The 20,672-nt window shown below is 71.1% G+C and carries 21 protein-coding genes; 11 read left to right on the top strand and 10 right to left on the bottom strand.

Annotated features, from left to right (window positions below; all coding sequences use genetic code 11):
* Positions 1-138 precede the first annotated feature (138 nt).
* Both OG842_RS18195 and OG842_RS18190 read right to left on the bottom strand, forming a co-directional pair.
* Positions 139-669, bottom strand: a complete 531-nt coding sequence (locus OG842_RS18195; RefSeq protein ID WP_266730915.1) for a hypothetical protein — start codon at positions 667-669, stop codon at positions 139-141.
* Positions 670-941: 272 nt separating this feature from the next.
* Positions 942-1,844, bottom strand: coding sequence for an NAD(P)-dependent oxidoreductase (locus OG842_RS18190; RefSeq protein WP_266730914.1), 903 nt, complete (start codon positions 1,842-1,844; stop codon positions 942-944).
* Between the two features lie 49 nt (positions 1,845-1,893).
* Between OG842_RS18190 and OG842_RS18185 the strand changes: the two genes are divergently transcribed.
* Together OG842_RS18185 and OG842_RS18180 are read left to right on the top strand one after the other, a co-directional pair.
* Complete coding sequence (locus OG842_RS18185; RefSeq protein ID WP_328512358.1) at positions 1,894-2,244, top strand: winged helix-turn-helix transcriptional regulator; 351 nt, start codon at positions 1,894-1,896, stop codon at positions 2,242-2,244.
* A 189-nt stretch (positions 2,245-2,433) separates the two neighbouring features.
* A complete protein-coding gene (locus OG842_RS18180; protein WP_266730911.1) occupies positions 2,434-2,805 on the top strand; it encodes a VOC family protein in 372 nt (123 codons plus the stop codon).
* 37 nt (positions 2,806-2,842) lie between these two features.
* Here OG842_RS18180 and OG842_RS18175 read toward each other — a convergent pair whose 3' ends face one another.
* Positions 2,843-3,232: a hypothetical protein gene (locus OG842_RS18175; RefSeq protein ID WP_266730910.1), complete on the bottom strand. Its 390-nt coding sequence runs from the start codon at positions 3,230-3,232 to the stop codon at positions 2,843-2,845.
* A 120-nt stretch (positions 3,233-3,352) separates the two neighbouring features.
* On the opposite strand from OG842_RS18175, the gene OG842_RS18170 reads away from it, so the two are divergent.
* Positions 3,353-3,976 (top strand): TetR/AcrR family transcriptional regulator, encoded by a 624-nt coding sequence (locus OG842_RS18170; protein WP_266733663.1) that lies wholly within the window; start codon positions 3,353-3,355, stop codon positions 3,974-3,976.
* 71 nt (positions 3,977-4,047) lie between these two features.
* On the opposite strand, the gene OG842_RS18165 is transcribed toward OG842_RS18170, so the two are convergent.
* The 3 genes from OG842_RS18165 to OG842_RS18155 all read right to left on the bottom strand — a co-directional run bounded on the left by OG842_RS18165 (position 4,048) and on the right by OG842_RS18155 (position 7,773).
* Complete coding sequence (locus OG842_RS18165; protein WP_328512357.1) at positions 4,048-5,286, bottom strand: hypothetical protein; 1,239 nt, start codon at positions 5,284-5,286, stop codon at positions 4,048-4,050.
* A gap of 216 nt (positions 5,287-5,502) precedes the next feature.
* Complete coding sequence (locus OG842_RS18160) at positions 5,503-6,582, bottom strand: protein phosphatase 2C domain-containing protein (RefSeq protein ID WP_266730907.1); 1,080 nt, start codon at positions 6,580-6,582, stop codon at positions 5,503-5,505.
* A 498-nt stretch (positions 6,583-7,080) separates the two neighbouring features.
* Positions 7,081-7,773, bottom strand: coding sequence for a TetR/AcrR family transcriptional regulator (locus tag OG842_RS18155; protein ID WP_266730905.1), 693 nt, complete (start codon positions 7,771-7,773; stop codon positions 7,081-7,083).
* A gap of 53 nt (positions 7,774-7,826) precedes the next feature.
* On the opposite strand from OG842_RS18155, the gene OG842_RS18150 reads away from it, so the two are divergent.
* The 4 genes from OG842_RS18150 to OG842_RS18135 all read left to right on the top strand — a co-directional run bounded on the left by OG842_RS18150 (position 7,827) and on the right by OG842_RS18135 (position 10,776).
* On the top strand, positions 7,827-8,945 hold the full coding sequence (locus OG842_RS18150) for an FAD-dependent oxidoreductase (RefSeq protein WP_328512356.1): 1,119 nt from the start codon (positions 7,827-7,829) through the stop codon (positions 8,943-8,945).
* Between the two features lie 199 nt (positions 8,946-9,144).
* Entirely contained in the window at positions 9,145-9,603 is a 459-nt protein-coding gene (locus OG842_RS18145) for a helix-turn-helix domain-containing protein (RefSeq protein WP_266730903.1), read from the top strand.
* A 27-nt stretch (positions 9,604-9,630) separates the two neighbouring features.
* A complete protein-coding gene (locus tag OG842_RS18140) occupies positions 9,631-10,275 on the top strand; it encodes a hypothetical protein (protein WP_266730902.1) in 645 nt (214 codons plus the stop codon).
* Positions 10,276-10,434: 159 nt separating this feature from the next.
* Positions 10,435-10,776, top strand: coding sequence for a DUF2516 family protein (locus OG842_RS18135; RefSeq protein ID WP_266730901.1), 342 nt, complete (start codon positions 10,435-10,437; stop codon positions 10,774-10,776).
* Here the strand turns inward: OG842_RS18135 and OG842_RS18130 are convergent.
* The 3 genes from OG842_RS18130 to OG842_RS18120 all read right to left on the bottom strand — a co-directional run bounded on the left by OG842_RS18130 (position 10,758) and on the right by OG842_RS18120 (position 14,537).
* Positions 10,758-12,107, bottom strand: coding sequence for a PP2C family protein-serine/threonine phosphatase (locus tag OG842_RS18130; RefSeq protein WP_328512355.1), 1,350 nt, complete (start codon positions 12,105-12,107; stop codon positions 10,758-10,760). The genes OG842_RS18135 and OG842_RS18130 overlap by 19 nt on opposite strands.
* A 382-nt stretch (positions 12,108-12,489) precedes the next feature.
* Complete coding sequence (locus OG842_RS18125; protein ID WP_328512354.1) at positions 12,490-13,554, bottom strand: C40 family peptidase; 1,065 nt, start codon at positions 13,552-13,554, stop codon at positions 12,490-12,492.
* 206 nt (positions 13,555-13,760) lie between these two features.
* Complete coding sequence (locus OG842_RS18120; protein ID WP_266730897.1) at positions 13,761-14,537, bottom strand: class I SAM-dependent methyltransferase; 777 nt, start codon at positions 14,535-14,537, stop codon at positions 13,761-13,763.
* Positions 14,538-14,763: 226 nt separating this feature from the next.
* On the opposite strand from OG842_RS18120, the gene mshA reads away from it, so the two are divergent.
* From mshA to OG842_RS18105, 3 genes are all read left to right on the top strand, one after another.
* On the top strand, positions 14,764-16,116 hold the full coding sequence (mshA, locus tag OG842_RS18115; protein ID WP_266730896.1) for a D-inositol-3-phosphate glycosyltransferase: 1,353 nt from the start codon (positions 14,764-14,766) through the stop codon (positions 16,114-16,116).
* Positions 16,109-16,675 (top strand): YbjN domain-containing protein, encoded by a 567-nt coding sequence (locus OG842_RS18110; RefSeq protein WP_266730895.1) that lies wholly within the window; start codon positions 16,109-16,111, stop codon positions 16,673-16,675. Before mshA ends, OG842_RS18110 begins: the two co-directional genes overlap by 8 nt.
* A 180-nt stretch (positions 16,676-16,855) precedes the next feature.
* Positions 16,856-18,613, top strand: a complete 1,758-nt coding sequence (locus OG842_RS18105) for a glycosyl hydrolase family 28-related protein (protein WP_266733662.1) — start codon at positions 16,856-16,858, stop codon at positions 18,611-18,613.
* Between the two features lie 35 nt (positions 18,614-18,648).
* Here OG842_RS18105 and OG842_RS18100 read toward each other — a convergent pair whose 3' ends face one another.
* Positions 18,649-19,659: a phosphotransferase family protein gene (locus OG842_RS18100; RefSeq protein WP_328512353.1), complete on the bottom strand. Its 1,011-nt coding sequence runs from the start codon at positions 19,657-19,659 to the stop codon at positions 18,649-18,651.
* 188 nt (positions 19,660-19,847) lie between these two features.
* Between OG842_RS18100 and OG842_RS18095 the strand changes: the two genes are divergently transcribed.
* Positions 19,848-20,639, top strand: a complete 792-nt coding sequence (locus OG842_RS18095) for a hypothetical protein (protein WP_328512352.1) — start codon at positions 19,848-19,850, stop codon at positions 20,637-20,639.
* Positions 20,640-20,672: the final 33 nt, after the last annotated feature.

Genomic DNA, 20,672 nt, shown 5'->3' with positions numbered 1-20,672 from the left:
GGGGAACCGGAATCGGGGGTCGGAAAGATCTCTGAGGAGGTCATGGGGGGCAGCATCGCGCGCGGAGGGCCGTCCCGTCACCTCCGTACAGCCGTGCCTCCGCCTCGCACAGCCGTGTCTCCGTTCCGTGCTCGCGGGTCAGCCGAGCGGCGAGGGGTGGCCCGGCCTGCAGCCGGAGGGGACGCTGTTGCCGCTGATGTCGAAGTCCCCGCAGGTGAGGAAGACACCGTTGAACTCGCCGAGCAGGAAGGCCAGTACGCCGACGAGCGCGACGGCACCGATGACCGTCCGGCGCTGGTGCACGGAGAGTTCCGACTCCCCGAACAACAGGAGTTGGAGGAGCACCCAGGTCAACAGCGGGGTGCCGACGACGCTGATGATGCCGCCGATCAGGAAGAGCGCCTCGCCCTGCCAGTTGCCGCTGTGCCGCGGCACGACGGCGGCGAGGACGATCCAGGCGCTGGGCAGTGCCAGACAGGCCCAGTACAGCCAGCCGTGACGCGGCCCGCGCTCGCGCATCACGAAGCCGGCCAGCAGCACGGCCGTCGACACCGCCCAGAGGGTGAGCATCTGGTAGTAGAAGATGACGTTGTAGGCGCCGAGTGTGAACGCGGGCTCCCAGACGGCCAGCGCGCCGCCGCCCGCGATGACGGCGGTCCTCGGCACCACCGAGGCACTGTCGCGAGCGAGCCCGCTCCTGAGGCCGCGCCCGTGTCCGCTCCCGATTCCGTGTCCCCGCCCCTGCCCGTGCCTGGGTCCCCGCGCTGCGGGGCCAGTGGCCGCGTTCTCGTCGTCCCTGTCGTCAGCCATGAGGATCCGTCTCCGGCATGGGGATATTTCCGGATACGTTACCCAGGATCGGGCCTCTTCCCGGGCCCGATCGGGCCGCCGACAGGGGGAACCCTCACGGCGTTCTCCCCGCGGAGTTCTCTCTGCGTTCTCTACGCGGCGTTCGCTCGGCGGCGGCTCAGCAGCTCGGTGATCCGGAGGAATCCGTCGGTGCCGTGACCACGGCTGATGGCCCGGCGGGCCAGGTCATCGGCAGCGCGCATCATGGCGGCGTCGATGCCGTGGGCCTCGGAGGCGTGAACGATATGGGCGATGGAGGACGCCGCCGAGGTGAGCGGGTTGTCGTCGCCGGGGAACCTTCCGCCGTCCACGTCCGCCGCGGTCTCCTCGAAGATCGGCGGGAGGATGGTGCCGATGCCCTTGGCGAACGGGGCCAGCTCCCGCGCGGTGATTCCTTCCGCCCGTGCGACCGCCAGGGCATGGGCGTAACCCGCCATCGCGGTCCAGAAGATGTCGAGCAGTGCGATGTCGTACGCGGCGGCCCGGCCGATCTCCTCGCCCAGGTGGGTATGGGTGCCGCCCAGCGCGTCCAGCGCCGGCCGGTGCCGGCGGTAGAGCTCCTGCGGGCCGCTGTGGAGGAGGACCGCGGCCGGCGTTCCGATGGTCGTGGTCGGCGTCATGATCGCACCGTCCAGATAGCCGATGCCGTGCTCCGCCGCCCACACCGCGAGGTCCCGGGCGCGGGCCGGGGTGTCGGCGGTCAGGCTGATCACCGTACGGCCCTTGAGCGCGTCGGCGACCGCGTCGCGTCGCAGAACGGCGTCCACGGCGTCGTGGTTCACCACGCAGACCACGGTCAGCGGGCTCGCGGCGACCGCCTCCTCGGCCGACCGGGCACCGACGGCGCCCCGCTCGACGAGTTCCCGGTCCCGGTCGGGTGTCCGGTTCCAGACCGTGGTCCGCAGGCCGGCGTCGAGGAACGCGCCTGCCAGGGCCCGGCCCATCGGCCCCAGGCCGAGTACGGTGACGGCGGACTGCTCGGTGTGCGAGGACATGGCTCAACTCCCGTATGGATATGGGTAATCAGTAGGAAAGGGGGCAGGAATGGTGCGCAGTCGTGCCCAGGACCCGAATGTGTGCGGGGTGACCGCGGCGGTCGCCGTGATCGACGGAAAGTGGAAGACGGCCCTGCTCTGGCTGCTGGAATCCGGCCCGCACCGTCCGGGCGAGCTGCGTCGGCAGCTGCCGGGGCTCAGCGAGAAGGTGCTGACTCAGGCGCTCCGCGAGATGGAGGCCGACGAGCTGGTGCACCGGGAGGTGTACGACGAGCTCCCGTTGCGGACCGAGTACTCCCTGACCGCGTTCGGCCGGGATCTCTCCGAGGCGCTGGCGCCCCTCTCCGACTGGGGCCACCGCCGTCTGGAGAAGCTCACCGAGGACCGGCCGCCCTCCTGAATCATCGCCTCGCCACCCCCGCTTCCGGCCCGGATGGGGCCGCCCTCCGGCCGCCCCTCACCAGGTTCGCCCGGTTGCCGGCCGCCGCCAAGTACCCACAAAAAAGTGGCTACTGGAGGTGGTGCGCCGGGGCCTAGGGTGTGGTGTTCGTCGCGTAGGTCCGAAGTCCACAGGCCGGCCGGAGGCGCCATGTCCCTGCAGATGAAGTTGGTCGCGATAACGCTCGACTGCCCTGATCCGCCGGCCCTGGCGGCGTTCTACCAGCAGGCCACCGGCCTCGAATCCCACCCGAAGTCGGACGCCGACTTCGCGGGTCTCAACCGTGCGGACGGACTCTTCATCGGCTTTCAGCGGGTCGACGACTACCGGGCTCCGCGCTGGCCCGACCAGACCGTCCCGCAGCAACTGCACCTCTGCTTCGACGTCGCGGACCTGGAAGAGGCCGAGGCGCGGCTGCTGGAGCTGGGCGCGGCCAAACCGGATCACCAGCCTCATGAGGCCGGCAGGGCGCGGGTCCTCACCGATCCGGCCGGTCACCCCTTCTGCATCTGCCAAGCCTGACCGGCGGGTTCGGCAGGGCCGGGGCCAGTCCGGCGGATCAGGGCCGGGCAGGCCCCAGCAGCGCGGCGAACGCGAGGGGCGCGGCCGTCTGGTACCCGATCCACACCTCACCCCCGGCGCCGTTGCCCTGCCACGCCAACAGGAGGCCGACGGCGGCCGTCAGCACCCAGCCGGTGTCGTAGGCGACCATGAGCCGCAGGTAGGTGCGCAACGGTCGCCGGCGCGCGTACCGGATCTCGATCCCACCGCCGACCAGCAGGGCCAGGCCGGATGCGGCCATCAGCCAGCCGGGCACGCCGAGCAGCCGGCCGAGCGGGGCGGCGCCGGCGGTGCAAACGGCGGCGAGCAGCACCTTGAAGACGCCATCGGCGACGATCCCCACCGTCCAACGGGTCCACGGCGGTGTCGCGACCTGGGTCGTGAGCATGAGCGTTCCTCCCCAAAACTCGTGCCTCGTACCGGAGCTCGTACCTGGTACCGAAACCCGTGCCGAAGCTCGTACCGACTGGTTCCATAATGAGATTACGGTAATAATGAAACTATGAGAATGACGAGAGCGGAGGCCAAGGAGCGCAACCGCCGCGCCTTGCTGGATGCCGCCTTCCAGGTCGTCTCCCGGGACGGGTACCGGGCCAGACTCGACGAGATCGCCGACCGGGCCGACCTGACCACCGGCGCGATCTACTCGCTGTTCGGGAGCAAGAGCGGCCTGGTGGTCGCCCTGGTCGCCGACCATCTGCGGCCGTACTACGAAGAGATCGAGCGGGCGGTGCCCGCTGAACTGGATCTGCTCGAAGCGGTCGACGCCTTCGCCCGGCACTACCGGCGCGGTTGTGACGCCCCGGACGCGCGGTCAGGCCTGTCGCTCCAGATCACCTTGCTGGACATGGCCCTGCACGACCCGGAGCTCGGGGCCCGGCTCGCCACGTCCGTCCGGTCGCAGGAGGAGCACCTGATCGCACTGTTCGCCGGGCGGCCGTACGACGGGGGCGTCGTGACGCCGGATCAGGCGCAACGCCTGACCACCGCGCTCAGGGCGCTGTTCGTCGGCCTCACTCAGGGCGTCGCCCTCGGCCTCGCCCCCGGCGCCGACGAGCAGTACTTCGCCGACACCGCCCGCTCTCTGGTGTCCGGCATGTCCCTCATCGATCACGACGCGGACCCTTCGTGACACCCTTTCGTGACGACCCGTTAGTGACGACCTCTTCGTGACCACCCCTTCACGACGGCCACCGCAACTCCTCAGCCCAGCACGGGGTTTCCCGGGAGATTCGCGTTCCCGCACGGCCAGGGGCCTTCTGCCAGGGGGCCCAGCGGGCTGTGGAAGGCGACAACTTCACTGTCCAGTGACACGACGACACGGCCCTCGCCCAGCAGCAGGGTGCGGCCCATGACGTTCCGGCTGTCATCCATGGCGAACAACTCGTGCGAAACCAGGTCCGCGTCGACGGCGAGGAGCTTGCCGTCGCGCCAGAACACGACGGTGCCCTCGCGGTCCATCGCGGGACAGGAGGTGTAATAGCCCGTCAGCGCGGGTCCGTCCACGAGTGTGTTGTCCGGCGCGAGCCGCCGGAACCGCGACCTGGACGGCAGGCGGTTCTCCAGCTCGGGCCCGCAGATGGTGCCCCGGCCGTCGACGAGCATCGCGCCATGACTGGCCCACCGGGCTGTTGTGCTGCCGTCGCGGTCGTAACGGCCCGTGGTGAATTCCCCGTATCCCTGGGACCCGATCAAGAATTCGCCCGGACCCGCTATCGCCTTCCGGCCCGAGGGGGTGGGTGAGGTGGCCGAGACGATCGCGCCACCGGCCAGGTCCAGGAAGAAGGTCCTCCCGAGCCCGCCACGGGCGTCGATGAAACTGGCCGCGACCCTGTCGCCCGATACCAGCAACGGCTCCCAATAATCGACATCCACCTCTTCCGGCACCCAGGGCCGAAGCGGGCGCACCTCCCAGCCGGTCTCCACGCTCACCCCCACAACGCCCGGATGGGATACGGCGCCGAGCACGATCGGCGTCGACCACACGCAGTCCCCCTCCCATGTGTACCTGGCGACGCGAGGGCGAGGGCGGGGAAGGGCAGGTTGCCCCTCCTGCGGCATCCGCAGGACGCGGGACGCACCGGCCCAGGCGATGCAGAACCCGTCGTCGAGCAGGACGAACGCGCCGATCTCCTCGCCGGCCTCGCACTCCGGGACGACGGTCCGGTCCGTGGATCCGTCCGGGAGCACGCCCTCCAGAGCCCGGCCGGCCCGATTCGGGTACGCGACCCAGAGCGTGCCGTTCGCCGACAGACGGGTCCGCGGTCGTCCCGTCCCCGCGTACGTCCGCTGCCAGGCCGCCGAGCCCGCGGAGTCGACCATCGTCACGATCGTCTCCAGCGGGCTCGTCCCGTAGCTGGTCACATACAGCGGACCGGACGCATCCTGTGCGGCCACGGACCGGACCTGGCCCGGCATGGCGATGCGGGACGAGAGTGTCATGCGTCCGCATCCTGCCGTACGCGGGTCTCGCTCGCCCGGTTCACCGGCGGAGCCGGGCCGGCAGGCGCCGTGGCGCCGGGCGCCATGTGCCGGCCGGTACGGACCGGGGAACCGATCCGGCCTTCCTGCTTTGGCGGGCGAGTCGGTATTCGTCCGCCTCGCGGATGAGCTCCCGGGAGCGGATCCGGTGCAACTCGAAGCGCATGCCGGCCGTTCCTACTGCTGGAGCTCCACGACGTCGGCGACGACGCAGCTGACGTTGTCGGGGCCGCCGGATCCGTTGGCGAGGGCGATGAGTTCGCGGACCGCCCGCTCGGGCTCCGGGACCTCGCGGAGCACCCGGCGGATCTCTTCGCTCCGCACGACGGCCGACAGGCCGTCGGAGCAGAGCAGGTACCGGTCTCCCCGCCGAGCGTCGTGGAGGCGCATGTCGGGGGTGCCGTCGGCTCCTTGGCCCAAGGCCCGTATCAGCAGCGACCGCTGGGGGTGGGAGACGGCCTCTTCCGCGCTGATGCGTCCCTCGTCGACCATCGACTGCACCAGGGTGTGATCGTGGGTGATCTGGAACAGCTCTCCGTCCCGCAGGAGTTGGGCGCGGGAGTCGCCGATGTGGACGAGGGCCAGTTGCGATCCGGTCCAGAGCATCGCGGTGAGAGTGGTGCCGGCCTCCTCGGGCGACGAGCCGGGCCCGGAGACGCCGTTGACGGCCTGCTTGGCCTGCTCGACGGCGTCTTCGAGGACGTTGAGGAGATCGCCCGCCGGGACGCTGCCGGTCTCCAGGTGCTTGAGCGCGTCGACGGCGGCGGCGCTGGCCGGGGCTCCCGTGCTGCCGTAGCCGTCGGCGACGGCGAGCAGGCGGGACCCGGCGTAGGCGGTGTCCTGGTTGTTCTCGCGGACAAGTCCCGTGTCGGAAAGGGCGGCGTAACGGATCCCCAGGGGGCTGGTGGTCGAAGACATGGCGGGGTCCTTCCAGGAAAGGTGGTCGATGAGGAAGGAAGCGAGGTCCCGCCGTGCGGCGGTGTCGGCCTCGACCTGCGCCCAGAACGCGCGGATCTCCTGCGCCGCCGCGGCCGGCTCCAGCGTGCGGACCTGCCGGATTCGGGCCAGCGGCATCCCCAGGCGCCGGAGCCAGGCGACCAGTCGGGCCTGCTCCAGCAGTTGCGGTGCGTAGAGGCGGTAGCCGGTCACCGGGTCGACGCGGGTGGGGTTCAGCAGACCGAGCTCGTCGTAGAGACGCAGCGCCTTCGGCGACAGCCGGGACGCCTTCGCGAACGCCCCGATGGTCAGCAACTCCATGCCCGCTCTCCTCCTCGGGCCGGGCACGTCGCCCGGCACCACCGATGCTGTGGCTTCCCCCAAGGTGAAGGTCAACCGGAGTCCCGCGCCGGTTCGGTCAGATGGTCTCCCACTCGCCCGGCCGCCGGGTGAGCGGCCGATCGAAGCCTCAGCAGGAGGCGGATGCGCCGGCCCAAGGTCGGCCAACAAATTCTCCGCTCGCCACCCTCATTTCGGGTTCAAGCGATTTGGCGGCGCGGATAAAGGTCATCGAAGACGCGCCCGAGGGGCGGAGCCTCGACCTATATCGAAATGACGGTGAACGCAGAAGGAAACGTTGAACTGTCTTCCGCGTCGACTCCCCCCTGCTATCCGGCCACACCCGAGGGATTTTCCGCGCTGCTCGAAGCGTGCTTCAAGTGAGCAAGTAAGCCCGTGAGCACGCCGTCGAGCCCGTGAGCGCGCCGTCGTGGAGGTGTTCGCCCCGGCGGTCGATGGGCTCTCGGCAGGGGCTGGGCGTCACGCCGGCGGCCGGGTGAGTTTGGCGGCCACGGCATCGAGTACCCAGTCCAGGCCGGTCGCGAAGGATGCCTCGGCGTCCACGTCCGTGCCGTCGTACACGGCCTTGGCCAGCGCCGGGAAGCGTCCGGTGGCCAGCATTCTCGTCAGATGCGGGCCGGAGGCCCGCTGCCAGTCGTGCTTGGACAGGCCCGTGGCGCGCTCGGCCCGCAGGTTCGTGATCTCGCGCCTGATCGCGCCGATGAAGTAGGCGCTGACAGTCTCCACGGCGCGCATGACGGTGTCGATGTCCGCGAGGCCGTCGAAGGCGGCCAGCGTGGCCTCGGTGACGGCAAGGCGGTTCGGACCCAGGGCCGGGCGACCGCCGAGGAGGTCGGCCAGCCATTCGTGACGGAGGGCGGCCTGCCTGGTGCGCTGGGCGAGGACGCGCAACGCCTCCCGCCAGTCACCGGGCGGCTCCTCGGCGCGGATCTCGGCGTGGACCTCGTCCACCATGAGGTCGAACAGCTCCTCCTTGGTGGAGATGTATCTGTACAGGCGCATGGGGCCGGCGTCCAGGCGGGCGGCGATCTTGCGCAAGGACACCGCCTCCAGCCCGCCCTCGTCGGCCAGCGCGATGGCGGCGGCGACGATCCGCTCCCGGTCGAGCGGCACGGGTTGAGTCGGCGGCTCCGGCCGGTCCCACACAGTCATGACGACATCGTACCGTTGCGATACATCGTAATGACCTAATACAGTGTATCGGCATGAGACATCGCATCGCAGTGGTCGGGGGCGGTCCTGCCGGCCTTACCTTCGCCCGTGTCCTGCACCGTCATGGCTACCCCGTCGCCGTCCTCGAACGCGATTCCGCCCCCGACGCCCGCCCCCAGGGCGGCACGCTGGACCTGCGCGAAGGGCTGGGTCAGCTCGCACTGGACAAGGCGGGGCTGCTGGCGGAGTTCCAGGCGCTGTCCCGTCCCGAGGGGCAGGCCATGCGCATCCTGGACGTGGACGGGACCGTCCTGCGCGACTGGCGACCCCGTCCGGATGAACAGGCCAACCCCGAGATCGACCGCGGGCAACTCCGTGACCTGCTGCTCGGCCCTCTCGACGTCCGGTGGGGGCGGAGCGTGACGCAGGTGGTGCCGGGAACCCGGGATGGCGTGCTGGTCCATTTCGCGGACGGGCGACAGGAAACGTTCGACCTCGTGGTCGGCGCGGACGGCGCCTGGTCCCGGATCCGCCCGGCAGTCTCGTCGGTGACGCCGCACTACGCCGGTGTCACCTCGGTCGAGGCCTCCCTGGGCGACGTCGATACCCGCCACCCTGACCTCGCCCGGCTGATCGGCGACGGTTCCGTGGCTGTGTACGGCGTGAACCGAGCTCTCGTCGCCCAGCGCAACAGCGGTGGCCACGTCAAGGTGTACGTCCAGTTCCGCGCGCCGCTGGACTGGCACACGAACCTGGACCTGGCCGATGTCGAGGTCGCGCGATCGAGCCTGCTGGCTCTGTTCGACGGCTGGGCCGCTCCCGTCCTCGACCTCCTCCGCCGCAGCACCGCTTTCGTCCACCGTCCCCTCTATGCCCTGCCCGTGTCCCACACCTGGACCCATGTCTTCGGGGTGACGCTGCTGGGCGACGCCGCCCATCTGATGCCCCCATTGGGGGTGGGCGCGAACCTCGCGATGCTGGAAGGTGCCGAACTCGCCGAGTCCATCGCCACCGGCCCTGGAGATCTGGACGAGACCGTCCGCGCCTTCGAGGAACGGATGTGGGCACGGGCCGGCAGGTGGGCGAAGATCACGACGGCCGGTCTGGACCGCCTCGTGAGCCCGAACCCCTCCGAAGCCCTCGCCCTCTTCGACCAAGTCCAGCCGTCCTGACTGCCCAGCGCCGGAGCGCCGGCACCACCCGACAGCTCGCCACGGCTTCACGGGACAGCAAGGCACCGCCGCGGTCCCTTCCGGCAGGGCGACCGTCAACGGACAGCCCTCCCGGCTCAACGGGGCCGGACGAGTGGTATGGCGCACTTTTGCAAGCGGCTGCTTGCAAAAGTTAGCAGGGGTGGCGCACCATCGGGGCATGGCATCCCTCAACGTCGGCAGTCTCGGTGAGTATCTGCGCGAGCAGCGGCGCAACGCGCAGCTGTCGCTGCGGCAGCTCGCCGATGCCGCCGGGGTGTCCAATCCCTACCTCAGCCAGATCGAGCGCGGGCTGCGCAAGCCGAGCGCCGAGGTGTTGCAGCAGGTCGCCAAGGCGCTGCGGATCTCCGCCGAGACCCTTTACGTACGGGCCGGGATTCTGGACGAGCGGGAGCGGGAGGAGCTGGAGACACGGGCGGTGATTCTGGCCGACCCGTCCATAAACGAGCGGCAGAAGAGTGTTCTGCTGCAGATCTACGACTCCTTCCGCAAGGAGAACGGGTTCGAGCCCGGACCGGAATCCGGCGTCGCCGCCGGATCGGAGACCGGCGACGAGCCAGCGCCCTCCGCGCATTCAAAGCCTGAGAAACCCTCACAGCCCGAGAAACCCTCACACTGAGTCTGATGATCCGGGAGGACCACAGTCATGGCCATCACCGATGACCTGCGCAAGACCCTCACCGACCCGACCCCCCTCTACTTCGCCGCCGGTACGGCCGATCTCGCCGTCGAGCAGGCGCGCAAGGTCCCGGCGCTGATCGAGCAGCTGCGTGCCGAGGCGCCGGAGCGTATCGAGGCCGTGCGCAACACCGACCCCAAGGTCGTGCAGGAGAAGGTGGCCTCGCAGGCCAAGGAGGCGCAGGCCACCGTGCAGGCCAAGGTCACCGAGGTGATCGGGTCGTTCGACAGCGACCTGCGGAAGCTGGGCGAGAGCGCGCAGGACCTGGCGCTGCGGAGCCTGGGCGTGGCCGCGGAGTACGCGGTGCGGGCCCGGGAGACGTACGAGAAGGTTGCCGAGCGCGGCGAGCAGACCGTGAGGAACTGGCGGGGCGAGACGGCCGAGGAGATCGTCGAGATCGCCGTCGTCGTCGAGCCGCGCAAGGAGTCCAAGCCGACGGGCACCGCGAGGACCACGCCGGTCGCCAAGCCCGGTCCGGCGAAGGCCGCACCGGCGCCCAAGCCCGCGCCGAAGACCGTCAGGCCGGAGAGCAAGGCCCAGGCCGCGCCCGCCAAGAAGGCGCCCGTGCGCAAGCCCGTCGCGAAGAAGACGACTCCGCCGAGCGCGAAGTAGCGGAGCGGGGGATCCCCGCCCGTGCCACGGCATCTACGACGGTGCTGTGGCACCGAAGTGTGTGGCGGGGTGCGGGCCGGGCACCATCAGGGGTGCCCGGCTCGTTGTCCCGGTACCTTGGCCGCGAGGCGCTCATCCATTTATTAGGCGGTGCAAACCATGTTGCTCACAGGCTTCAGCACATTCGTCCTGCTGCTCCACGTGGCCATGATGGTGCTGGCGGTGGTCGCGCTGGTCATGGCCGCGATGGCCCGTGAGGACGCCTACCCGGCCGCGGACAAGCAGAAGAAGTCCTTCTGGCTGATCATTCTCGGCATCGCTGTCGCCGTGAACCTGTTGAGCCTCTACATGTCGGTGCTGTTCCTGCAGCTCGCGGGCGTGGTCGCGTCCATCGTCTTCCTGGTGGACGTGCGGCCCGCGCTGCGGGCGGTCTCGGGCGGAGGCCGGCGCGGCGGATCGAGCAGCGACGGGCCGTACGGGCCCTACAACGGCGGGCGCTGAGCGTTCGCGGGGTTCGCGTTGCGGGGCCGGGGGATGCTCCGGCCCCGTCCGCAGTCCGGGGTCCGGCGGCGGACGCTCTCCCGGTCGCGGTCGAGCAGGAGGACCGCGACGTCGTCGGTCAGTTCACCGCCGTTCAGCTCCCGCACCCGGGCGACCGCGGCCTCCAGGAGATCCTCGCCGGTGAGCCCCTGCGCCAGCTGCTGGTTGATCATCGCGACCATGCCGTCCTGGCCCAGCCGCTGAGTGCCGACCGGGCCCACGCGCCCCTCGATCAGCCCGTCCGTGTACATCATCAGGCTCCAGGTGGAGCCGAGATCCACGTGTCGGCGTGGCCAGCGTGCGCGCGGCAGCAGCCCCAGGGCCGGGCCGCCGTCCTCGTACGGGAGCAGGCGCGCGGCCTGTCCCTGCCGGGCGATCAGCGGGGCGGGGTGGCCGGCCAGGCAGAGTCCGGCGCGCCGGCCGTCGGGGGCGATGTCGACGGTGCAGAGCGTCGCGAAGATCTCCTCGCTCTCCCGCTCGTGCTCCAGGACCTGCTGGAGGGTGGAGAGCAGTTCGTCGCCGCAGAGCCCGGCCAGGGTCAACGCCCGCCACGCGATGCGCAGTTCCACGCCGAGCGCCGCCTCGTCGGGGCCGTGCCCGCAGACGTCGCCGATCATCGCGTGGACGGTGCCGTCGGGTGTACGGACCGTGTCGTAGAAGTCCCCGCCGAGCAGCGCGCGGCTGCGGCCGGGGCGGTAGCGGGCCGCGAAGCGCAGATCGGAGCCTTCGAGCAGCGGCGTCGGGAGCAGGCCGCGTTCGAGGCGGGCGTTCTCCTGGGCGCGCAGCGTGGACTCGGTGAGCCGGCGCTGGGCGACGTCGGCGCGCTTGCGCTCGACGGCGTACCGGATGGCGCGGCTGAGCAGCCGGCCGTCGAGTTCGTCGCGGAAGAGGTAGTCCTGGGCGCCGACGCGTACCGCCTCGGCGGCCAGCGCGGTGTCGTCCTGTGCCGTGAGGGCGAGGACGGCGTGGCGCGGGGCGAGCCGCAGGACGTGTTCGAGGGTGGCGAGCCCGTCGGGTCCGGCCGTGTCACCGGCCCCGGAGGCGCGGGTCTCGCCGCCGGTGGGCAGGGCCAGGTCCAGCAGTATGCAGTCGACGTCGTCCGTGAGGAGCCGGCCCGCCTCGGTCAGGTTGCGGGCGGTGCGGATACGCACCCTCGTGCCGGCCGCGGCCGGGAGCTCGGGGACGGTGAAGGTGCCCGCCGGGTCGTCCTCGATCACCAGGAGCGTGAGGACGGCGTCGTGGGAGGCATCCGCAGCGGCATCGGAGTGTTGCTGCGGTACGGGTACGGGCATCGGTTCGGGTTTCCTTCCCTCCCCCCGAGGGCGCGGCGGACCGACGATCGACGATCCGCCAGACGGGGACGATAGCGGGCTGTGGCGGTGGAACGGAATGGCGTTCCGCGATTGGCCTCCGGCATATGCGCAGTCATAAGCCGCGTCAGGTCACGGATCCGGCGAGATCTGCCGGGCCCGGGGCGGGTATCGGGACATGACAAAGGTCACGCGGGTGGTGGACGGCGGGTGGCGTGGGTCACGCCCGTGCGGGTACGGGCGATCCGGGCCGCTCGCGCGGAGGTGCGGGGCACCTCCGCGGAGGCGCTCCGGCGCTCCGGACGGCGCCTCGGCGGACGCGGCGTGGAGCCCTCCGCGCGGAGGGGTGCGGAGGGGGGCGCGCCTACTTGTCCGGGCGTACGACCCCGAGTATCTGCATCGAGCCCGCGCCCGCCAGCGTGACGTTGCGGCCGGGGCGGGGGGCGTGGACGATGGCGCCGTCGCCGATGTACATGCCCACGTGGCTGGCGTCACTGTGGTAGATGATCAGGTCGCCGGGGCGCATGTCCTTGATCGCTATGTGCGGCAGCAGCCGCCACTGCTCCTGCGAGGTGCGGGGGATCGGCCGGCCCGCCGCCAGCCAGGCCTGGGACGTGAGCCCCGAGCAGTCGTACGACTTGGGGCCCTCGGCGCCCCAGACGTACGGCTTGCCGATCTGGTCGGTCGCGAAGGCCACCGCCTTCTTGCCGCGCGCGCTCGCCTCGCGGTTGATTTCCTTGAGGGCGCCGGAGCTGAGCCAGGCCGTCTGCTGCTTGTACTCGGCCTCCTGCTCCAGCTTGAGCAGGCGGGCCCGCTCCTCCTTCTTGAGCTGTGACTCCAGCTTCTTCGCCGCGGCGATCTGCGCGTTGATCTTCTTCTTGGCCTTGGCCTGCTTGACCCGGTTGGCTTCGAGCTTCTTCCAGTTGGTGCTCGCGTCCTTGGTGTACGTCTCCAGGTCCTGCTGGGTCCTGGTCAGTTCACCGAGAACGCCCTGGGCGGCCTGCTGGCCCTCCCTGACCCGGTTCACGCCGTCCAGGAACAGCTGCGGGTCGTCGCTGAGCATGAACTGGGCGCCGGGCGGCAGCCCGCCGGTGCGGTACTGCTCACGGGCCTGGGCGCCCGCCTGGCTCTTGAGCTCGGCGATCTTCGACTGGCCCACCACTATGGCGCGGGCCAGCTTCACGATCTCGCCGGACTGTTTCTCGGCCTTCTCCTCGGCGAGGTTGTACGCGTCGGTGGCCGCCCCCGCCTTGCGGTAGAGGGCGTCGATCTCCTTGCGCACCTCTTCGAGGCTCTTCTTCGGCGCCCCGGAGCCGGTATCGGAGGGGGATGGTGGCACGGGCTTGGCGAAGGCCTGGACCGGCGTGATGAGCACGGACAGCGCGCAGACCAGAGTGATCGCGGCTGAGGCACAGTGACGTCGGTTCACGAGATCCCCCCGAATGAATCTGATTTACCGTCAGTAACTTTTCGCCGATGTCGAGATCGTGCCATGCCGTACCGAAAAGCAACAGAGGCGCACGGTCGCAGTCCTGACGGTCGCTCTCCCCTCTCTCTGGACGAACGATGCCCCGTCCGCGTTCCCGTCCGCCTCCCCGGATCCGGCCCCGCCGCGTCCGTTCAGCGGGAGTCGGGTCATGGGTTGGGCTGCAGGGCGGCCCATTTCACCGTGACTTCGCCCTGGCGCCACCGCCGTACCCCGTCGGCCAGCGGCCAGTCGCCGGACAGCGACCGCACCGCCGTGATCCAGCGCTGCCGGGCGCCCAGCGAGGCGTACGGGGCCGCCGCGGCCCACGCCCGGTCGAAGTCCCGCAGGAACGCGTGGACCGGTTCGCCCGGCACATTGCGGTGGATCAGCGCCTTGGGCAGGCGCTCCGCCAGGTCGGAGGGGCGGTCCAGGGAGGCGAGCCGGGTCGCGAACGTGACCGTGCGCGGCCCCTCCGGGCCGAGCGCCACCCACACGTGCCGGCGCCCGATCTCGTCGCAGGTGCCCTCCACCAGGAGCCCGCCCGGCGCGAGACGGGCGCACAGCCGGCGCCAGACCGCGGCGACCTCGCCCTCGTCGTACTGGCGCAGCACGTTCGCCGCCCGGATCAGGTCGGGGCGCTCGGGGAGCGGGATCTCGAACCCGCCGTGCAGGAAGGTCAGGCCCTCGCGTTCGTACGGCTTCGCCGCCGCGACCCGCTCCGGATCGATCTCGACGCCGACCACGGCCGTGCGCGGCTCGGCGGTACGCAGCCGGTGCAGCAGTTCGACGGCGGTCCAGGGCGCGGCGCCGTACCCGAGGTCGACGGCGACGGGGTGGCCGGCGCGGCGCAGGGCCGGGCCGTGGGTGGCGGCGATCCAGCGGTCCATGCGGCGGAGCCGGTTCGGGTTGGTGGTCCCGCGGGTCGCGGTGCCGATGGGGCGCATGAAGCGAGCGTAACGATCTCGCGGGGGGCGGCAGGCGGCGCGGGGGGCGGTCCGGTGGCGGTTCGGCGGGCAGGTGGCGCACGCCGGTGCACGCGCCCCGGGTGCGACGCATGCACCGTAATGATTTGGTAAAGCGGAAATGAAAGGAGAGATTCCGCTGTTGCAGCCGTTCGCAGGGGCTCGGGTCCCTCAGCCGTCATGCCCTGAGTGAGGAGGACCGGACGACGTGAGCCAGTACGTCTCCCGGCTCGGCAGCAGCCGGGTCGCACCGCGCCTCAGGTTCCCCGCCGCGTTCCCCGGCGGCCACCGCAAACCCCGCCGCATCGCGATGCTCTCCGTGCACACCTCACCGCTGCACCAGCCCGGCACCGGCGACGCGGGCGGCATGAACGTCTACATCGTGGAGCTGGCCAGGCGGCTCGCCGAGATCGGCATCGAGGTCGAGATCTTCACCCGGTCCACCACCGGCGGGCTGCCCCCGGTGGTCGAACTGGCCCCCGGCGTCCTGGTCCGGCACGTCGACGCCGGACCGTACGAGGGGCTGGCCAAGGAGGAGCTGCCCGCCCAGCTCTGCGCCTTCACGCACGGCGTGATGCAGGCGTGGGCCGGTCAGCGCCCCGGCTACTACGACCTCGTCCACTCCCACTACTGGCTCTCCGGCCATGTCGGCTGGCTCGCCGCCCAGCGCTGGGGCGTCCCGCTCGTCCACGCCATGCACACCATGGCGAAGGTCAAGAACGCGGCGCTCGCGGAGGGCGACACCCCCGAGCCGGCGGCCCGCGTCATCGGCGAGACCCAGATCGTCAGCGCCGCGGACCGGCTGATCGCCAACACCACCGAGGAGGCGGACGAGCTGGTCCGCTTCTACGACGCCGATCCCGGGTCCGTCGCCGTCGTCCACCCCGGGGTCAACCTGGACCGCTTCAGCCCCGCCGACGGGCGGGCCGCGGCACGGGCGCGCCTCGGGCTGCCCGGGGACGCCCTGATCCCGCTCTTCGCGGGCCGCATCCAGCCGCTGAAGGCCCCGGACGTGCTGCTGCGGGCGGTCGCCGTCCTGCTGGACCGCGATCCCACGCTGCGCTCCCGGATGGTCGTACCGGTCGTCGGCGGCCCGAGCGGCAGCGGCCTCGCCAAGCCGGAGGGGCTGCAGAAGCTGGCGGCGCGGCTGGGCATCGCCGACGTCGTACGGTTCCAGCCGCCGGTCGGCCAGGAGCAGCTCGCCGACTGGTTCCGGGCCGCCTCCGTGCTGGTCATGCCCTCGCACAGCGAGTCCTTCGGCCTGGTCGCCATAGAGGCGCAGGCGGCGGGCACCCCCGTCGTCGCGGCGGCCGTGGGCGGTCTCCCGGTGGCGGTACGGGACGGGGTCAGCGGCTTCCTGATACCCGGGCACGACCCGCAGGCGTACGCGCAGGCGCTGGCCCGGTTCGCCGACGCACCGGAACTCGTCGCCCGGATGGGCGCCGCGGCCGCCGCGCACGCCCAGCGTTTCGGCTGGGACACCGCCGCGTCCGCGACGGCCGACGTCTACACGGCCGCGATGCACGAACATCGCCGTCGCGTACGCTCGCACCATGGCTGACGCACCCGACGACGCACCCGACGGAGCGGCACCGGCCCAAGCGGCGACGGCACCGGCCGAAGCGGCTACGGCGCGGGCCGCGCAGGTCATCGAGGCGACTCTGAAGGACGCCGGGCTCGAATGGGAGAGCCCCGCGCCGGGCGATTACGTGGTCAAGCTGCCCGGCACGCGCAAGCTGTCCACCACCTGCTCGCTGCGGGTGGGCAGGCACTCGCTCTCCCTCAACGCCTTCGTCGTCCGCCACCCGGACGAGAACGACGCCGCGGTCCACCGCTGGCTGCTGGAGCGCAACCTCCGCCTCTTCGGCGTGAGTTACGCGATCGACGGGCTCGGCGACATCTACCTGGTCGGCAAGCTGCCGCTCTCCGTGGTCACCCCGCAGGAGCTGGACCGGCTGCTCGGCACGGTCCTCGAAGCGGCCGACGGTTCCTTCAACACCCTGCTGGAGCTGGGTTTCGCGAGCGCGATCCGCAAGGAGTACGAGTGGCGGGTGTCGCGCGGCGAATCGACGCGCAACCTCGACGCGTTCACTCATCTGACCCAGCGCCCGGCTGGATGACCCGTGGGCCGGGCTCCGGCCGCCCGGCTCCAACTGGCCTGCTCCGCCTGAAGATCCGCGCTGAACACGCCTGAAGATTCTCCGGTGCACGCCCCTTTCGGTGCGCCGGAGAGGCGTGGCATGCTCACCGCCGACGCAGATATGAACGTCGTTCACATGGATGAAAGGCGGCTCGGATTCATGGCGATCGGATTCATCGAGAACAACGGGAGCAAGGGGAGCAAGGGAAACATCGGCAGGCGCGGGTTGCTGGCCGGCGCCGTGGCCGTCGCCGCGACGGCGGTGACCGGCACCACCGGCAGCGGCAGGGCGGCCGCCGCGGGCCGGGGGACGACGGCCGGCGCCACCCGGGCGGCCGGAGGCGGGCCCCGTGCGGCCACCCCGCTGTGGCGGGAGTTCACCGCCGCCCCGTTCACCCACCCGCAGATCCCGTTCGTCGGCCGGGCCGGCTACCGCGGCGGCTCCCACCCGCCCCGCCGCACCGGCCGGGGCTTCACCGCCGATGTCCGGCGCTACGGCGCGAAGCCCGACGGCTCCGCCGACGCCGCCCCCGCGATCAACCGTGCCATCGCCGCCGCCGGAGAGCGCGGAGGCGGCACGGTGCTCATCCCCGAGGGCACGTACCGCATCGACGACATCATCCGGATCGGCCACAGCGACGTGGTGGTGCGCGGCGCGGGCAGTGGGCGCACCAAGCTGTACGCGACCAGGAACCTCACCGAGCTGATCGGGGCGTACGGCAGCCGGTACGGCGGCGACAAGTCCAGCTGGTCCTGGGCCGGCGGCCTCATCTGGCTCTGCCCGAAGGACCGTTGGGCCTCGCTCACCGAAGCGATCCGGGCGAAGAACTGGCCCTTCGAGGGCTGGACCGGCAACCGCCGCGACGAGTGGCGGACCCTGACCGCCGTCACCCCCGCCCGCCGCGGCGACCGCTCGATCACCGTCGACGACCCGACGGGGCTGCGGCGCGGCGGACTCGTCCTGCTCCGCCTCGCCGACGACGCCGGCCACACCCTCCTGGAGCACATGGCGGGCGGCGGCCCCGGCCCCGAGGCGTACCGCTGGGACGACAAGACCAAGCTGACCTCGTACGTCCCCTACGAGTGGCCGGTCCGAGTCGCCTCCGCGCACGGTCGCCGGGTCACCCTGGAGCGCCCGCTCCCGCTCGACGTCCGCCCCGAGTGGGATCCGCGGCTGACCACCCTCGTCACCCCGCTCACCGGTTCCGGCGTCGCGGGCCTCACGCTGGAAGCGGTCGAGACCCCGCAGTCGCCGCATCTGCTCGACAAGGGGTACAACGGCGTCGCGTTCCAGTGCGCGTACGACTGCTGGGCCGACGACATCACCGTCCGCCACGTCGACAACGGCTTCGGACTGGTCGCCGCCTCCGCCTGCACCCTGCGCCGTACGAAGGTCGCGGGCCGGGGCTCGCACCATCCGTACTACTGCCGCGAGGGCTCGCACGACAACCTGATCGAGGACTTCACCGTCGAGCGGCGCACCGTACCGGCGCCCGCCGGCACCCAGCTGCACGGCATCAACGTGGAGGGCCTGTCCAGCCACAACGTCTGGTCGCGCGGCGTGATGGAGATGGGCACCTTCGACTCGCACCGGGGGATGCCGTTCGCCGACGTCCGCACCGACATCACGGTCGAGAACAACGGGCGGCACGGCGGCGACGCCAGCGCCGGGCCGCTCTTCGGCGCCCGCTTCACGCACTGGAACATCCGGGTCACCAACGGCCGGGCGGGCCTGATGCGGATCGACGGACTCGCCCCGTACAGCGCGACGGTCGGCATCAGCGAGGTGACGGAGTTCGACCAGATCGACGTCCCCGACTTCACCGGCGACCTGCACACCCGGCTGGAGGCGTACGGCACCCCGGAGGCGGTGTGGCCGCCCAATCTGTACGAGGCGCAGCGGGCCCTGGACGGCTGAGGTCCGAAGCGGGCGAAGGGTGTCGGCGCGGTGGCTCAGTTCCCGGTCCGCAGCGCCGACTCCACGTCCGCCAGGGCCGATTCGAGCTGCGGGGCGACATGCTTCCACGCCCAGTCCAGGTCCTCCTGGGGAGCGCGGCGCGGGACGGTCTCCACCAGCATGATCAGGTAGAGACAGCAGCGGTAGAGCGCGAGCCGCAGCCGCACCGACGCGTCGAACACCACCGGTCGCCCGCTGCCCTCCGCGTATCCGGCGAGGAAGTCCTCGTCCTTCTCCATGTCCTCGAACAGGGCGAGCGATACGAAGTCGGCGACCGGGTCGCCCCAGAACATCCGCTCGCCGTCAACGATCCCGCCGATGCTCCGCGCTCCCGGCCCGCCGTCGACGAGGAGGTTGCCCTGCCACAGGTCGAAGTGGACCAGGGCGGGCCGTGCGACGTCGTCGAGCACCGGCGACGCGGCGGCGAGCAGGGCCCGGATCGCGGACGTCGGACGCGGCAGCCGGGCCCGGTAGGTGTCCGCGTCGGCGAGGACGGCATCGGTCATCGTGGTGAACGCCTGCCGCCAGGTCGGGGCCAACGGGCCCAGGGCCAGGGAGGGATGGCCGAAGCCGTCCGGGCGGGTGACGGCGTGCAGCCGGGCGACGATCCGCCCGAGGTCACCGCGGAGTCGGCGCTCCTCCGCAGTGGACAGCGAGCCGGGGGCGAACTCGCTCCAGGGGCGGCCCGGACAGGCCGACATGATCACGTACGGGCCGGTGGGCGCGGCCGGGTCGAGCTCGCTGTGCAGGATGCGGGGGACCGGAGCCGAACCGTCCGCCAAGGCGTGGAACGTGGCCTCGTTGACCAGCAGATCGCGCTCGTAGCCCATCAGCGTTCCGGGTGTCGTGGGCGGCGGTATCTTCACCACCCAGTCGCTGCCGTCCGTGAGCGTCACCCGGGAGACCGTGTTGAACGTGCCTCCGGTGAGCGGTTCACACGCGGCGATCCGGTCCTCCGTCAGGCCGACGGAGCGGAGGACGGCATGGGTTGTTCCGTCAGCCTGCATGGGTTGATCGCACCTCTGTGTCGGATTCCGGTTTCGGTGTGAACTCACCTCGCGGGACAGCGCATTCACAGGATGATCACAGCGCCGTCACGATCAGATCCCGTGCCCGACTTGATTGATCATCAAACCATTTTCCGCTCATAGAGTGAGCAAAACCGAACACCCTGCTCATAGAGACGGACTGGACCATGCGTTCCACCGCCATACGCCGTACCGCTGTTGCCGCCACCGCGGTGTCCCTGGCCCTGTTCGCCACCGCATGCGGCGGTTCGGACTCCGGTTCCGGTGACAAGGGGGCGGATGCCAAGGCCAAGGAGTCCGCGTCCGCCGCGCCCGCGGTCAAGGCGCTGAGCGCCGCCGAGCTGGAGAAGGCCGCGCTGGCCCAGGGCGACGTCAAGGACCACGAGATCTCCAAGGCCGCGGCCAAGGACACGATCTCCGTCGACGACATCAAGACCGAGAAGGAGGTCTGTGCCCCGCTCACCAACGCGCTGATGGGCGCGCAGGTCGGCGAGCCGGCCGCGTTCACCAAGCGCACGGTCGTCAGCAAGCCGAAGAAGGGCGACCTGGCGAAGCAGGACAGCGGGGACGCCGAGAAGGCGTTCAAGGCGGCGTTCGACATCACGACGACGCAGCTGGCCCTCGGTTCGTACGACGGCAAGGGCGCGCAGGAGTCGGTGGCCGCGCTGCGCACCGCGGCCACCGAGTGCGCCGGCGGCTTCGGGTTCACGGCGGCCGGTGAGAAGCAGAAGGTCACCAAGATCACCGAGGAGCAGGTCAAGGGCGGCGAGGAGGCGGCGGCCTGGACCGTGCAGCTGGAACAGGACGGGGAGAAGGCCGAGCTCAAGCTCGTGGCCATGCGCCAGGGCGCCTCGTTCGCCTCGTTCTCCTCGATGAACATGGCCGTGCTCGCCGGTGAGGTCGAGGACTTCGAGCTGCCGGCCGCGGTGGTCGAGGCGCAGGCCGCGAAGCTGGCGTAGCGGCCCGGGGCGGACGAGTACGTGATGCACCAT

Origin of the sequence: Streptomyces sp. NBC_00376, assembly GCF_036077095.1 — a bacterium.
GTDB lineage: Bacteria > Actinomycetota > Actinomycetes > Streptomycetales > Streptomycetaceae > Streptomyces.
This window is presented reverse-complemented; position numbering and strand designations above follow the sequence as displayed.